Origin of the sequence: Hydrocarboniclastica marina (assembly GCF_004851605.1) — a bacterium.
Taxonomy (GTDB): Bacteria; Pseudomonadota; Gammaproteobacteria; order Pseudomonadales; family Oleiphilaceae; genus Hydrocarboniclastica; species Hydrocarboniclastica marina.
The window spans coordinates 1,979,789-1,993,390 of the sequence record NZ_CP031093.1; the positions used below are offsets into that span (position 1 = coordinate 1,979,789).

Here is a 13,602-nt window from a genome sequence, read left to right on the forward strand (position 1 = left end):
TTTTTTCGTGGCGCAGCGCTATGCGGATTGCGATGCCGGTGGGCGGCCAAAGCCAGACTTTTCATCGGCGCCAAGAAGCTCGCTGACGCGGGAAAACGCCAACTCTGGCGTTATCTGAAAGTCGTTGCCTTGCACCTCTCCGGGGACGGGGGCGCGTAAGTGATGGTGGTGGGAAAACTCACTGGCCGGCGACCACCTTGCAGGACTGGTGTTGCCAAAAATCGCCAGCGTCTGCGTTTGTGTCGTGACTGCGATGTGGTTCAGGCCACTGTCATTACAAAGTAGCAGGCAACAACGCTTCAGAAGTGCCGCTGCCTCTTCCAGTGAGGTCTGCGGCGCGATGACCGGCGTCGTTTCCATCAGCGCGGCCATTCTGTCGGCGTCCGGGCGTTCACTGCCTGCCCACAGGATAACGATTCGTTTATCCAGACGCTGCTGAATAAGATCAGCAAGTTGCGCATAGTTTTCTGTGAGCCATTTTTTTCGGCTCTGCCGGCTACCGGGCGATACCACAACTGTATTGTCCGCGGTGAGTCCCTGGCTGGATAGCCAGCGGTCCATGCGCGCCTGATCTTCGTCGGGAATGGGGAAATAGAGCTTATAGGCCGTCTTTTCGATACCGAGCGGTTTCAGAATGTCGAACCGTCGCGAGGCCGTATAGATTTTGGGCCCCTTGGGCGTCATCAGATTGTAGGCAGGAATCAGGTGCCGACCGGTGTATCCCAAGCGCCAGCGCGCCCGGCTAAGCCACGTGATATAACGGGAGGACGGCTTGTTCTGCTGATCTATGACCAGGTCATAGTTTTCGTGCCTGATGGCCCGAATCACGTCTATCCGATTTCGCAAATACTGAAGGCCACTGCCCTGCGGAATGACAATCAGCCGATCTATGAAAGGATGGCGCTTGACGGAATGATGATAAGGCGCCTTGATCAGGTAGTGCAGCTCTACCTGAGGTAGGACTTTTTTCAATGTTTCAAAGTACGAGGTCGTCAGCAGTCCGTCTCCGAACGGTCCTAGCTGGATAACCAGAACTTTTTTCAACTGTCGAAGTTCTGCGGGGTCAAGAATAGCCGTCTCTGCCATCGTTTCGAATCTCACCACTACATCCACTTTTGCCGCTCAATATAGGCATCTGCGCCTACTTGGGCCAGTGTTTTTTGTAGCGGAATCAACAGCGATGGTGCTGATCAACTCATCCAGCAACTCATCCCGCAACCCATCGAGAGCGCAACCGGGCCAGCACAAAGTCGGGATTCAGCCTGGGATCAGGCTAACCAGGCCACTGCAAAAGGCAAAGGCGCGACTACTATTCCGTAGCACATCCACCGGGCTCGCTGAAATTTCTCCGGGGAGGTATAGCGCACAATGCGATCTTTACCCTCGCGCGGCCGGAAAACCAGCAGAAGCATTGCGCCTACAACGGTTTCAAGTGCGGCCGGGGGATATGTTAACCAGGAGACCCAGCCAGCTGCACGGCCAAGCGTCGCCGGCGCGTCGTACAACAGCACAGCGCCCTGCATGCATAGAACCACCAACCACGCTGCAGCCCCAACGGCAATAGCCCCGATGAAGCGATTGACCGCCCGATAATAGGCCGTTTGGGCGGGTGTATGCATAGCCGTGGAATAGGTTTTCATGTAGCGATCTCGAAAGATGATTCGCTATCATCCAGCCGGCATCCCGAAATCGGCTATACGCACTTGCGCCTATCCCGCGTCGAACGATCTTGAGCGGCCATGTCAGACTTTGAACTGCGCCACCAAGACCCTGAGTTTCTCCCCCAGTTGCGCCAGCTCATGACTGGCTTCATTGGTTTGGGATACGCCCTGTTCGCTTCGCTGGGCGGCCTCGACAATCCGTACCACATTTTTGTTGATCTCTTCCGCGACCTGGCTTTGCTGCTCGGCACCTGTCGCGATCTGAGTCACCTGGTCATGGATTCGCTCAACCGAGCCGCCAATTGTGCGCAGGGCGGTGGTTGCCTGATCAATGCACTGCACCGTGTCGGCCGAATGGTGCTGTGATTGTTTCATGCGCTCAAGCGCGCCATGGGAATCAACCACGTAGCCTTCAATCATGTCGCGAATCTGATCCGCTGATTCGGCACTGCGACGCGCCAGCTGACGGACCTCATCAGCAACGACCGAGAAACCTCGCCCGTGTTCGCCGGCTCGAGCTGCCTCGATGGCCGCATTCAATGCCAAAAGGTTGGTCTGATCAGTCACAGCGTGAATGACGTCCAGCACCTGCTGGATTTCGTCAGTTTTCTTCGCCAGCGCGTCGATATTGGCCGCGCTGACCCTGATCTCTTCTGCCAGCCTGTTGACGGAGTGCTGGGCATTAGAGATGGTTTTTCCACCGTCAGTTGCAAGCTGGTCAGCTTCGGATGCCGAGCGTTCCACCTCGCTGGCATTACCCGCAATCTGTTGAATAGTGGCTGCCATCTCATTGATAGCTGATGCAATCTGATCAGTTTCCGTACCCTGGGACTGAACGGAGGCACGCGTTTCCCGAGCGACCAGACTCAGCTCCTCCGCTGCGGACGCGACCTGATCGGTCGTTGACCCGACCTCCCGGATCGTTGTCTGTATTTTTCCAACAAAGCCGTTGAACTGTCGACCAAGCTCAGATAATTCATCGGTGCCCTGCGCGGGTAACCGCTGGGTCAGATCACCTTCGCCCTCAGCGATTGCCCGCATGGTGTCGGTAACCCGGCGCAAAGGAGCGGTCACTGTCCGACCGACGAACAGCCCGAAACCCACTGCTACAGCTACTACGATCGCTGCGATCATGAGAATCGTGGTAAGCGTTCGTGCGATTTCTGCGTTAATTTCGGCTCGAGCGGCGGCTACCGATCGCTCAATGTCGGTAATGTAGATGCCGGCCCCGATGACCCAATTCCACCGGTCGAGGGTAATGGAGTAAGAAAGCTTGGGCTCCTCCTGTCCGCTCGCGGGATTTTTCCATGTGTACTGGAAGAAGCCGTCTGCTTGCCCTGCTTTGAAGAGATTTGCCAGCAGTTGTTTAGTTGCAGGCGTGGAGTTCTTGGACGGCCCCTCCAGCTCAGGCTTGGGTCGATAGATAAGCATGTAGGAGTCGTCCCTGTATGCATACATGTAGTTATTGTCGCCAAACTCAACGGCCCGCAGCTTATCCCGCACCCTGTTCTGTGCCTCTTCCCGCGAAATGTGGGCCTCGCCTTCATCATACTCGGCACGTATTACAGATCTCGCAGATTCGACAAGATTCTTGAGTCCGGTCTTGTGCGCTTCGAGCAAACTGTCCCGAAGACGTTCAACTTCGGCTTCCCCGCTGAGCTTTAGCTTGTCGGTTGTCACCCAGGCGATCACAGCCGCGGTCAAAATGACAGGGATGAGGATGGCGATTATCAGACGTGAGCGAATTTTGAGTCTTTCGAGATACAGCATGTAAATTCAGAACCTTGGAAAGGGAATCAGTTGGCACGACATTGTCGTCCATCCACCTGAATTTACTGTTTTTTTATGTGTACTTAGGCTGGAGAAATGTTGCAGCGTCACAACTTGCACGTGCTCAACGGGACACTAACGCGGAGTTACAGAATAGCCGCGCAGCGGATCCGCCATGAAGGTATAATCGGCGGCCTATTTAAGCACCACGACCGGACATATCGGTAATCAGGCCCCCTATGACGAATGAAGCCCTTCCAGTCCAGTTTTCCAACCTTGGTTTACCCGAACATCTGCTCCAGACTCTAATCCAGGTAGGTTATGAGACGCCCTCGCCTATCCAGGCACAAACCATCCCCATTCTCCTGCAGGGCCACGATCTGCTCGGGCAGGCCCAGACTGGCACAGGGAAAACCGCAGCATTTGCCCTGCCAATACTCGCGAAACTGAATACCCGGAACCGCGCCACCCAGGCACTGGTTCTGGCGCCAACCCGGGAACTTGCGATTCAGGTGGCAGAGGCCTGCCAGACATACGCGCGCAATCTGCCCGGTTTCCAGGTAGTGCCAATATACGGTGGCGCCGGATATGGTAATCAGCTCAAACAGCTCCGTAGCGGCGCTCAACTGGTGGTGGGCACGCCGGGTCGGGTCATGGATCATATCCGCAAGGGCACTCTGAAGCTTGACAGCCTTGAAGTCCTGGTATTGGACGAAGCCGACGAAATGCTTCGGATGGGGTTTATCGATGATGTCGAGTGGATTCTTGAGCGAACGCCCGAAAAACGCCAGATAGCGCTCTTTTCTGCGACCATGCCCCGTGAGATTCAGCAGGTTGCGAACAAGTATCTGCGCGATCCGCAGACGGTCAAGATCCAGAGCAGCACATCCACTGCCCCTGCGATCAACCAACGTTACTGGCCAGTCAGCGGCCTGAGCAAGCTGGATGCGCTAACTCGCATCCTGGAAGTGGAGCCCATTGAAGGCGCCATCATTTTTGTCCGTACCAAACTCGCGACTGTAGAACTTGCGGAGAAGCTGGTGGCTCGCGGCTTTACTGCGGAAGCCCTGAATGGCGATATGGCCCAGGCCCAGCGGGAGAAAACAATCGACCGCATGCGCAAAGGCAAGCTCGACATTCTCCTGGCGACGGATGTCGCTGCCCGCGGCATTGATATTCCGCGCATTAGTCACGTCATAAACTATGACATCCCGTTCGATACTGAGTCCTATGTACACAGAATCGGCCGTACCGGCCGCGCCGGTAGAACGGGGGAGGCGATACTCTTCGTCTCGAATCGCGAGCGACGGATGCTCGGAGCCATCGAACGAGCGACGCGGCAGCCAATCGCGGTGATGAACCTGCCTTCAGAAAGCGACATAAATGCCCAGAGGGTTGAAAGGTTCAAAGCAAAAATAGAACAGACGCTGGCGAATGAAAATCTCGATTTCTACCGACAGCTACTGAGCGACTATCAGGAAAGCACAGAGACACCCGCCCTTGAAATTGCTGCAGCGCTGGCCCGCATTGCGCAAGGCGACGCTACCCTTCTGGTTGAGCCGCAAAAAAGAACATCAGAAAAGAGCCGTGAACGTGACGGTGATCGACCGAAGCGACAGCATGCTGAGTCTCAGCGAGATGGCGGCCGCACTGAGGCAAAGCGGAAGCTCAAGCAGGAGAACCTTAATGATGCCCAGGCAAAGCCACTGAAGAATTTTCCCGACGTCCGTATGGCCCGATATCGCATAGACGTCGGCTACGTCAACGGGGTCAACCCGGGTCAGATAGTTGGCGCTATCGCCAATGAGGCGAACATGGACAGCGCCTACATTGGTCACATAGAGATCTTTGACGATTTCACGACAGTAGATCTGCCCGCCGAGATACCGAAGGAAGTTTTCCAGCACCTGCAGAGGGTTCGGGTGTGTCAGCGACCGCTGCTACTGAGCGTGATGCGAAGCGACAGTGCAGCGGGGCCCAAGTCTTCGACAGGTAGATCGGCAGATCCAAAGCCCGCTGGTAAGTCAGCAGGTGAAAAGCCTGTCGCTCCCAAGCGGCGGGTGAAACCCGGCAAAAAGAAAACGGACGGCTCCAAGCCACCCCGAAAACCAAAGAAGAAGTAGTCACGGCGACGGGTGTGACTTGTCTGTTTGCTGCCACGGCCATTTACCTGTCAGTTCCAGATCCAGTGTGAAGCTGAGGAAGGTTCTGATCAGGACAATAGTCGCCAGCACCCCTACCGTCTCGAAGGTGAGTTCTACAGCGACGGTGTGGATAATGTCTGCGGCCACCAGGAATTCAAGCCCGAGCAATATGCCACGCCCCAGGCGCTGCCTGACATCCGGCATGATGGCGGTCATGTTTTCGCGCCGGCCCAGCCTTAATGCCGCCAATAGAACGGTGTAGAGTGCGGCAATGACGATAATGCCGATGCCCAGCGCTTCAATAATTGCGGCGCTCCATTCCGCCATCGGGACGATAAGTTCAGACATAGAACCTCCCTGTTCTGTCGGTCATGAATCTCTCGGTCATGAAAAGTTACGTTACAGTCTGGTTGGCAGCGAGAACAAGACCGTTGGCTTGGCGGGGCTTGGGCCTGCGACTTCTTGTCAATGGTTTTGACCGTCGGCAAGGCTCGGCCCTACAACTCGAGTCTTGAGCTTGCCGGGGATGGGAGTACCGTTCTTTCGTAGTCAATGGGCGTGGGCTGAATTATCTCGTACCGATCCCTGCCATTAAGCTTGGCCCTGTAAAGCGCCTTGTCGGATTGAGCAATCAGTACGTCAGGCTCTGGATCGGGTCGATCAGGAGTCGCTTCGTAAACGACAATGCCGAAGCTGCAGGTAGGCTTGAGGAAAGCCCCACCAATTTCAACAGGTGCCCGGACTTCCTCCAGCACACGGTTGACCATGACTTCGACTTGTTGCAACGACTCTACACCGGGCAACAACAGTATGAATTCGTCCCCACCGAAACGCGTGACGCTATCAGCCTCCCGCAAGGCGTCGCGCAATCGCCGGGCCACTTTGACCAGAATCTGATCACCGATGCTGTGACCGTGGCTGTCATTCATGTGCTTGAAGCCATCGATATCAGCGCTCACCAACGCCAGTTTTTGGCCCGAACGCCGGGATAGAGCCAGCGCCTGGTTGACTCGGTCTTTAAGAAGGACCCTGTTTGGCAATCCAGTAAGAAAATCATGGTGGGCAGCCCGTTCAGCGTCGGCTTTGGCCTCCCTGAGCTGGCGTTCCAGTTGCTTGAGCGGGCCGACATCGGCGACATGAACGAAGATTCCCTCAACCGTTCCTCCCAGGATTCTCGGGGTATAGGTCGCAAGGCTATGGCGCACCTGCCCGTCAGGCGTGGTGATCTCGCGTTCAAACACCTGTCGCTGGCCCTGGTAAGCGGCATCTATAAACGGCAGGTTCTGAGGGTAAAGCGGGCCAAGCAGCTCTTCCATGGTCATACCGATCAGCTCCGTCCTTCGTATCCCGAACCAGTGCTGATAGGCATCGTTGGCGAAAATACAGCGGCGCTGGCTATCCCAGCAGGCGATCATGGCGTCAAGGTGGTCCACCAACTCCAGCAGGATTTCACCCGCGTCGTCATTCTGAAGCGGTCGGCCCCCCGACTTTAAACTCATCGCCTGTCCCCCACGGAATGTGACTTCGGCGACTTCCACTTTAAATTTTTATAAAGGCTTCATGTAGTGTTTTTATGTACAGGTTCTGGGCGTGCCCTGAAACGCGTGGCAGGCGCCATGGAACAACGCATTACCAAAACACGCTGATATTTTTCAATGTTTAACAGCCCACCTCAAGCAGAGCCGCAATACCGGTATCAGCGGCCTTGAGAGCTATGCAGCGCAGGCAAGCGTCCTCAGCCGGAAAAGCCCCAGTAGGGAACACAGCAGGGTTGCAGATCTCGCTTATACTCCTGGGAGGATATCTGACGAAGAAGCGTTCTATATGCGGTCCATCCGAAGTTACTTCTTCCAGTACCTGTTGGCGTACATCATTGCCATAACCGGCGTGTTTCTCGCCTACCGGTACTATGTCGAATACCCACGCGAACTGGCAACTGTCGCCGAGCACCAGAGCCGTGAGCTGCGGAGCCTCGCCCGAAGCCTGCAGAGCGATACCGACCATCTCCAGGTGGCTGTACGCGACTGGTCCCATTGGGACGATACCTATCAGTTCCTTCGGGACCCTAAAACGCGGACCGGCTATATTGAAGCCAACCTCCAGCCCAGTACGTTTGAGGTGTTTAGCCTCGCCGCGATCGCATTTTTTGACGCTGATTTCGAGCTTGTATTTGCCCAGGGCTTTGATCTGGAGGACAGTCAGCCAAGATCAGCCGAATCTCTCCTCCCCTCACCGCTAAAACAGACCTTCAGAGCCGGCGGCCTGCCGGGTGAGCCGTTCCAGCAGACGGGCTGGCTTAACACAGCGCTCGGCCCCGCCCGCTACGCTCTGGACTACGTGACCAATTCCCTTGGCGACCAGCCCCCGAACGGATACCTGATGTTTGTTCAGCTAGTTACCGAGGAGCACATCCAGGCTCTCGAAGAGGTGACAAGGCTGGAGCTTGAGCTGGCGGCAGTTGATCCAAATGCCGCCCAGCCCCATTTGTCTCCGGCCGGGAAGATAGCTGACGGAAGCCATCACGGCGTGGCGGATAGCCGTACCCAGCTGCTTAATAATTCGGCGGGGCAGCCTATCCTGTCGCTTCAGATTACCCACGACCCGATTGCTGATCCGAGACTAATCGGGCCAAGTGGCATCGGGATGCTGCTGGCGTTGGCCCTGGTTCCATTTGGGATCGGTCTCGCAATTGACCGAACCTTGCTGAGGGCAATAAGGCGTAATTCAGCGCGCATCGAGGGTATGGTGTCCAATAACTCTCTGGAAGAGTTACCCAGGGGCTTTCCGGTGCGGGAACTGGAGCAGATGCGGGAGGCTTTCAATGATTCGGTAAGACTCACCCGAGGGCATGTCGAGCAGTTAAGGCAGATCTCGCAAACTGACAGCCTCACAGGTATCGGTAATCGGCGGGCGTTTGACGAGTTCAGCGATCAGGCCTGGCGTCAGGCCAAGCGCTTGAATATTCCGTTCGTCCTGGCGGTGCTTGATCTCGATTTTTTCAAGGAATTCAATGACCGCTTGGGCCATCCGGCCGGAGACGACGCCCTAAGACTTGTCGGTAAAGCACTGGACGAATTTACGCCGCGCTCCGGGGACTTTTGCGCACGTCTCGGCGGCGAAGAATTCGTAGTGATTCTGACCGGTATGCAGAAGGGAGAATCTATGGAGCGGCTGGAAGTGCTACGTTCAAGTATAGAAGCGCTGGCGATAAGCCACCCTGACTCGGCAGTAGCGCCCGTGCTGACAGTCAGCATTGGCGCTGTTCATGTTGCGGCACCGTTATTGACCGACCATGGGAGTCTGCAAGACATCATGGACAGTGCTGACAAGGCGCTCTATTGCGCGAAGCGACAAGGACGCAACAGAATCAGCACCAGCCGGTAAACGGCTTAGGACCCTACGGGAAAAAGTGCCAGCTCGCTCTCATGCGAGCCCCATGCCACGCAACAGCGACTCGCGCCCCGATAACTACCGGAATTAGAGGTTCACCCGCCGCGGACCCCGCAGGCGAGTTGCCCTGCATATCAGTGCAGGGTGGCTGAAACCGGCGCCATCCGTGCAAAGTCCTGATCTGAAATCAGCACGGGTAGCTTCAACGGCTCTGCCCGATGGTCAACCTGCTGGAGGAGCAGGCCCTGCCGGCGTGGCCTGAACAGGAGAAACCCCAAAGCAGCTGCAAAGAGGGTTGTTGCGATCAACGCGTGCAGGTTGTTCTGGGTATCGTCGTACTGGAAATCGTTCATTAACTGGTTCCGCCACCGTCGAGCTGGAAATCAGGGCTGAAGAAGTGCCGAAAAAAGTGTTTCGACAGCAGGCCCTCCTGGTGAACAGACAGATCCTTTGCGGTTCTCTTAAAATGTAGACGCTCGGGCCAGACTTGGCAAAAAAACTCTTTTAACCCAGTACCCTGGCAGTACCGGACCCGGCCGGAAGCTCATCACTTCAAAGCCCGTCAGCCGGGCTCCCCTGCATGGCTTACCAGCACTCCGGCAGCACCTTGTTGCAGTTTCGAGCCGATCAGCTCATCAAAGCCGACCTTGGTCATCAAAGAAGGCTGAATCAGTACATAGGTGATGTCAGCCTCAGCTATTGTCGTCTCCTCGTCATAGCGCATGAACTGCAGGTGGAGCGTAAACGAGGTGGTTCCCAGCCGCCCGGGCCGTATTCTCGCCTCCAGCACATCGTCGAATTTGGCTGGCGACTTCCAGTTCACGGTCAGGCTGACGACCTGAATGTCCCGGTCCTGTTCAAGCAGCCAACGATAATCACCGAAAAGAGTGCGAATGTACTCGTTAACTGCGATATCCACGTAGTCGGCAAAACGCGCGTTAAAAACCACTCCCTGAGCATCACATTCACCGTAGCGCACGCGAAACCGGAAGCGAAAAACGTTGGCGGGCCGTGCTGGCCCTTGGGTTGACGGATCAGTCATAACACCTCGTCTACTCTTCGTAGATCATTTTCCGGCACATGCCGCCATCGACGATAATATTTTGCCCGGTGATGAATCTCGCCTGCCCGGAAATCAGAAAAGCCACCGTTGCGGCTACATCTTCCGGCTGGCCAACCCGGCCGGCAGGATGCTGCTCGTGGTCTGACTGAGACAAAGGCGGCACGACTTCGGGGGTGTTCGCCTTCCAGGCCCGGACGTCAATCCAGCCAGGACTGACGCAGTTGACTCTGACTTTGGGCCCAAGGCTTATTGCCAATGCGTGGGTAAGTGCCACCAGCCCGCCTTTCGTTGCCGCATAGGCTTCGGTATGAGGCTCAGACTGCACTGCCCGCGTTGACGCTATATTGACGATGCTGCCATTCGATTTCCTGAGATGCGGCACAGCGTACTTGGCCATCAGGAACGGCCCGGTAAGATTCACATCGAGTCGCCGCTGCCAGTCGACAAGTTCCAGGTTTTCCACAGGCCCTGTTTCTGGATCCGATAGGCCCGCGTTATTGACGAGCGCATCGAGTCGACCACCCCATTCAGCAGCCGCAGACACGACTTTTTTGACATCGTGTTCGACCGCGACATCGGCATGAACAAAGTGGAGCCGGCCGTTCTGTCCCAGTTGCGCCACACACGTGTTCCCCGCATCACGGTCCCTGTCGCAGATGACAACCTTCATGCCTTGTTCGAGCAGCAAGGTAGCGATCCCTCTGCCGATACCCTGTGCGCCCCCGGTGACGAGTACTACCTGGTCGTTAACACTTCCGAAGCTGACCGTCATAGAGATGCCTCCCAGGAATAAGCGCAGACCCGACTGGAAGATATGCACTCAGTCGCGGTCCGCACGTTAGTGTATATAACCAATACGTAATTGCGAACCTGATTGCGTCGTTTCTGGCGATATTTAAATATTAAATCGTCCGTCATTTGAAAGTTCGCGGCTGCTATATCGTTACATTTTATTAAGTTTATTATCGAGCTTAACAACTCCGTAGGCCGCTTCATTATTGAATCGGCTAGAGAACCTTTGCGGACAACACCCGATGAGACCGAATTTTCCAAGTTTTAGATTACGAAATGGTAGCGCTGCTTGTGCCCCTGGTCCCTTGCATGAACGCAACCTGATACTAGACTCAGGCTCAGTTCAGCTTGTGCTATCAACCCACTGTCTGCAAAGGAGGTCCATCAGAAGCAGCTCCAAAACTTCGGCATCGTCCGGGTACCCCAAAAGCCCACATTGCAGTCGCTGTTCGCGTCGGGATACGTGTCTGGCGGTGGAGTGCTTTTGCCCGGCTTGAGCCCGTAAATTGTATCACCGAGAAGCTTTAGCAGGATGCTTACGACACTTCTTATTTATTAATCCTAATATTAAAAGCATCCTCTATGACAAACCAATATATATCTCCTGCGAATAAAAAGACCTCTGTGTTCCGCAAGGTTTCAGTGCTTGCGTTAGCGCTATCAGCCTTTGGCAGTGCCTCTGCATTTGCGGTACCGACTATTTCAGATGTAAGCGGCCAACTACTCCAGGGTGCGACTCTGACTGTATCCGGGCAGGGATTTACGAACGCCGATGTTGATCTTGCGATAAAGCATGGCAATGGCCGGAGCAACTACAGCTTATTTGGAGACGAACCCTCCCTGCTGAATATACTGGACCCGCGGCGCGCGTTGTGGATGGCAGGCGGCTCACCGTGGGCTGATCCCCTTTGGCCAGCGCTTATTTCGGCAAAGGAAGACCCGGTCAACAATTATGTTTATGCGGGTATCGGCAAGACCTTCAACTCCTGGCTGGCTCCGCTGAACAATGTTGGGAATAAGCGGTTATATATTTCCTGGCAATATGTTCCTTCTGAGTCACCGGGCCATTCTGGAGGCTCGAACAAATTCATCCGGGTCTGGGACAACCATAACGGCACCGATACCCGCATCTCGTGGACCCAGATGCATATGACTTACAGTGGGATGACGCGCCCGTCTTGGGAGAGGTGGAGTGGAACTCCAGGGCAATGGAACCATATGGAGCTGTGGGTGGATGGGGTCAAGGGTGAAATCGTAGCAACGGTCAATGGTAAGGTGGCCCATCGGGTAACTGACTTCAAAAAGCGAGACCAGGGAATCGGCCTGAACATCGGTTTGATTGGCTTCGATCCGAGCAATAGCGGGCCCTACACCAATATGATGACCGTGGTCGACAAGATCTACGCAGCGACAAGCAGAGCCCGCGTTATGGTGTCTGACGAGCCGAAGTGGGTTGATGCGCGCCATACCGGCGAAGTGCAGTTACTGAAAAGCTGGACGCCGTCAGAAATCAGGGTGAACCTTGACGTGAGCGACATTGGTCTTGGTAAAGCCAGTTACCTCTACGTGGTCGACGAAAACGGAACGGCCAATGCGGCCGGATTCAGGCTCTGCGCAGGCTGCGCGCCGCAGGAAGAGCCCGCGCCTTCCAGTCCGACATCACCATCGTCAAGTCCGACGGTACCTTCGAGTAGTCCGTCGACCAGCAGCCCGACGGCCACGCCCTCAAGCAGCCCGACGACGTCGACTACCATACGGCATTCCACAACCTCCACCCAGGCATCCTCCTCTAGCCCGACAACCTCATCCTCGACATCCAGTCGAGGCTAGGTTTTGTGCCCGGGTGACCACTGCCCCCGCAGAAATACGGGGAAAAGGTCAACCGGGCACTAGAGTCCTCTTGCCCACTCCGGTCTCAGCTTTGCCTGGGCCGGAGCCCTGATCGCCATCTGCACCTGTGACAGTAGCCGGTCCTTGTCTGCCCCCAAAGTACCCTTCAGTACGAGGTAATTCGAAGCGTGGTCACTTCGGAAGACGGTGTCCTCCAGCTCAAGTTTTTGCAGAAACAACTCGGTCTCGCGAAAAAGTCCTGGCTGGTCCAGCGGTTCGAAATCCGGATAGTTCGTCTTGAAGCGGCTCATGCCCTGGGGGAAGCTCACCACCAGTGTCGACAGAAATTCCGGCTGAGTAGCATTGGCAAGCGCGGCGGAGTTTAACGCGTGCTGTTCGCTGAGGGTCTTCCCGCCCAGCCCATTCAGCACCATGACCGAACGTTTCAACCCGGCTTCGCCAGCCTTTAGTAGGGCATCCCGGGTTGACTCGAACGTCTCCCCTTTATTCACAAGTTGCAGGACCTGATCATCACCCGACTCAGCCCCCACATACAGCATTGCCAGTCCGGCTTCCCGCAATTGCTTAAGTTCCTCGACTGACTTGCGTTTGAGGTTTCGGGGCAAGCAGTAGGAGGTCACCCGCTCTACCAATGGCATGTGCTCGCGAATCGCCTCAAGAATCGCCAATAGCCGGCGCGTTGGCAGGATCATGGCATCACCGTCGGCCAGGAAAACCCGCTGGACGATCATGCGTTCACCACAACGCCGAATTTCCTCAAGCACCTCACCTTCGTCTCGAGCCCGAAATTTTTTCTGGGGCGCAGTGTACATCTCGCAGAACGTACACTTGTTCCAGGAACAGCCGTTGGTCACCGGTAGAATCAAGGAGTGGGCTTCACTGGGAGGGCGAAAAACGGGTTCGACATAGCTGATTGGAAATTCGTTCATGG

Annotated in this window: 12 protein-coding genes; 3 read left to right on the forward strand and 9 right to left on the reverse strand. The window is 55.7% G+C overall.

The genetic code is table 11. The features are described from left to right. Nucleotides 1-18: 18 nt before the first annotated feature. From soil367_RS08845 to soil367_RS08855, 3 genes are all read right to left on the reverse strand, one after another. Nucleotides 19-1,101 (reverse strand): glycosyltransferase family 9 protein, encoded by a 1,083-nt coding sequence (locus tag soil367_RS08845; protein WP_136548756.1) that lies wholly within the window; start codon nucleotides 1,099-1,101, stop codon nucleotides 19-21. Between the two features lie 167 nt (nucleotides 1,102-1,268). Continuing rightward, nucleotides 1,269-1,640, reverse strand: a complete 372-nt coding sequence (locus tag soil367_RS08850) for a hypothetical protein (RefSeq protein ID WP_136548757.1) — start codon at nucleotides 1,638-1,640, stop codon at nucleotides 1,269-1,271. A 102-nt stretch (nucleotides 1,641-1,742) separates the two neighbouring features. Next, nucleotides 1,743-3,431, reverse strand: a complete 1,689-nt coding sequence (locus tag soil367_RS08855; protein WP_136548758.1) for a methyl-accepting chemotaxis protein — start codon at nucleotides 3,429-3,431, stop codon at nucleotides 1,743-1,745. 239 nt (nucleotides 3,432-3,670) lie between these two features. Here soil367_RS08855 and soil367_RS08860 point away from each other — a divergent pair, with 239 nt between their 5' ends. Then, on the forward strand, nucleotides 3,671-5,554 hold the full coding sequence (locus tag soil367_RS08860; RefSeq protein ID WP_136548759.1) for a DEAD/DEAH box helicase: 1,884 nt from the start codon (nucleotides 3,671-3,673) through the stop codon (nucleotides 5,552-5,554). On the opposite strand, the gene soil367_RS08865 is transcribed toward soil367_RS08860, so the two are convergent. Together soil367_RS08865 and soil367_RS08870 are read right to left on the reverse strand one after the other, a co-directional pair. Next, on the reverse strand, nucleotides 5,555-5,923 hold the full coding sequence (locus tag soil367_RS08865) for a DUF1622 domain-containing protein (RefSeq protein ID WP_136548760.1): 369 nt from the start codon (nucleotides 5,921-5,923) through the stop codon (nucleotides 5,555-5,557). It abuts the gene before it with no gap. A 149-nt stretch (nucleotides 5,924-6,072) separates the two neighbouring features. Next, nucleotides 6,073-7,074 carry a GGDEF domain-containing protein gene (locus soil367_RS08870; RefSeq protein WP_136548761.1) on the reverse strand — a complete coding sequence of 334 codons (1,002 nt, stop codon included), beginning with the start codon at nucleotides 7,072-7,074 and terminating at the stop codon, nucleotides 6,073-6,075. 325 nt (nucleotides 7,075-7,399) lie between these two features. Here soil367_RS08870 and soil367_RS08875 point away from each other — a divergent pair, with 325 nt between their 5' ends. Continuing rightward, the gene (locus soil367_RS08875) at nucleotides 7,400-8,959 is read left to right on the forward strand and encodes a sensor domain-containing diguanylate cyclase (protein WP_136548762.1); all 1,560 of its coding nucleotides are present in this window, start codon (nucleotides 7,400-7,402) and stop codon (nucleotides 8,957-8,959) included. A gap of 140 nt (nucleotides 8,960-9,099) precedes the next feature. Here soil367_RS08875 and soil367_RS08880 read toward each other — a convergent pair whose 3' ends face one another. From soil367_RS08880 to soil367_RS08890, 3 genes are all read right to left on the reverse strand, one after another. Further along, entirely contained in the window at nucleotides 9,100-9,318 is a 219-nt protein-coding gene (locus soil367_RS08880; RefSeq protein WP_136548763.1) for a hypothetical protein, read from the reverse strand. 209 nt (nucleotides 9,319-9,527) lie between these two features. Beyond that, a complete protein-coding gene (locus tag soil367_RS08885) occupies nucleotides 9,528-10,007 on the reverse strand; it encodes an acyl-CoA thioesterase (RefSeq protein WP_136548764.1) in 480 nt (159 codons plus the stop codon). Nucleotides 10,008-10,017: 10 nt separating this feature from the next. Next, complete coding sequence (locus tag soil367_RS08890) at nucleotides 10,018-10,800, reverse strand: glucose 1-dehydrogenase (protein ID WP_136548765.1); 783 nt, start codon at nucleotides 10,798-10,800, stop codon at nucleotides 10,018-10,020. Between the two features lie 602 nt (nucleotides 10,801-11,402). Here soil367_RS08890 and soil367_RS08895 point away from each other — a divergent pair. After that, nucleotides 11,403-12,650 (forward strand): hypothetical protein, encoded by a 1,248-nt coding sequence (locus soil367_RS08895; protein WP_136548766.1) that lies wholly within the window; start codon nucleotides 11,403-11,405, stop codon nucleotides 12,648-12,650. Nucleotides 12,651-12,709: 59 nt separating this feature from the next. Here soil367_RS08895 and soil367_RS08900 read toward each other — a convergent pair whose 3' ends face one another. Continuing rightward, nucleotides 12,710-13,600 carry a radical SAM protein gene (locus soil367_RS08900; RefSeq protein WP_136548767.1) on the reverse strand — a complete coding sequence of 297 codons (891 nt, stop codon included), beginning with the start codon at nucleotides 13,598-13,600 and terminating at the stop codon, nucleotides 12,710-12,712. Between the last annotated feature and the right edge of the window lie 2 nt (nucleotides 13,601-13,602).

Bases quoted from the DNA above. Each gene is read 5' to 3' on its own strand.
- soil367_RS08850 (WP_136548757.1), bottom strand. From the start codon at position 1,640: ATGAAAACCTATTCCACGGCTATGCATACACCCGCCCAAACGGCCTAT.
- soil367_RS08855 (WP_136548758.1), bottom strand. From the start codon at position 3,431: ATGCTGTATCTCGAAAGACTCAAAATTCGCTCACGTCTGATAATCGCC.
- soil367_RS08860 (WP_136548759.1), top strand. From the start codon at position 3,671: ATGACGAATGAAGCCCTTCCAGTCCAGTTTTCCAACCTTGGTTTACCC.
- soil367_RS08865 (WP_136548760.1), bottom strand. From the start codon at position 5,923: ATGTCTGAACTTATCGTCCCGATGGCGGAATGGAGCGCCGCAATTATT.
- soil367_RS08870 (WP_136548761.1), bottom strand. From the start codon at position 7,074: ATGAGTTTAAAGTCGGGGGGCCGACCGCTTCAGAATGACGACGCGGGT.
- soil367_RS08875 (WP_136548762.1), top strand. From the start codon at position 7,400: ATGCGGTCCATCCGAAGTTACTTCTTCCAGTACCTGTTGGCGTACATC.
- soil367_RS08880 (WP_136548763.1), bottom strand. From the start codon at position 9,318: ATGAACGATTTCCAGTACGACGATACCCAGAACAACCTGCACGCGTTG.
- soil367_RS08885 (WP_136548764.1), bottom strand. From the start codon at position 10,007: ATGACTGATCCGTCAACCCAAGGGCCAGCACGGCCCGCCAACGTTTTT.
- soil367_RS08890 (WP_136548765.1), bottom strand. From the start codon at position 10,800: ATGACGGTCAGCTTCGGAAGTGTTAACGACCAGGTAGTACTCGTCACC.
- soil367_RS08895 (WP_136548766.1), top strand. From the start codon at position 11,403: ATGACAAACCAATATATATCTCCTGCGAATAAAAAGACCTCTGTGTTC.
- soil367_RS08900 (WP_136548767.1), bottom strand. From the start codon at position 13,600: ATGAACGAATTTCCAATCAGCTATGTCGAACCCGTTTTTCGCCCTCCC.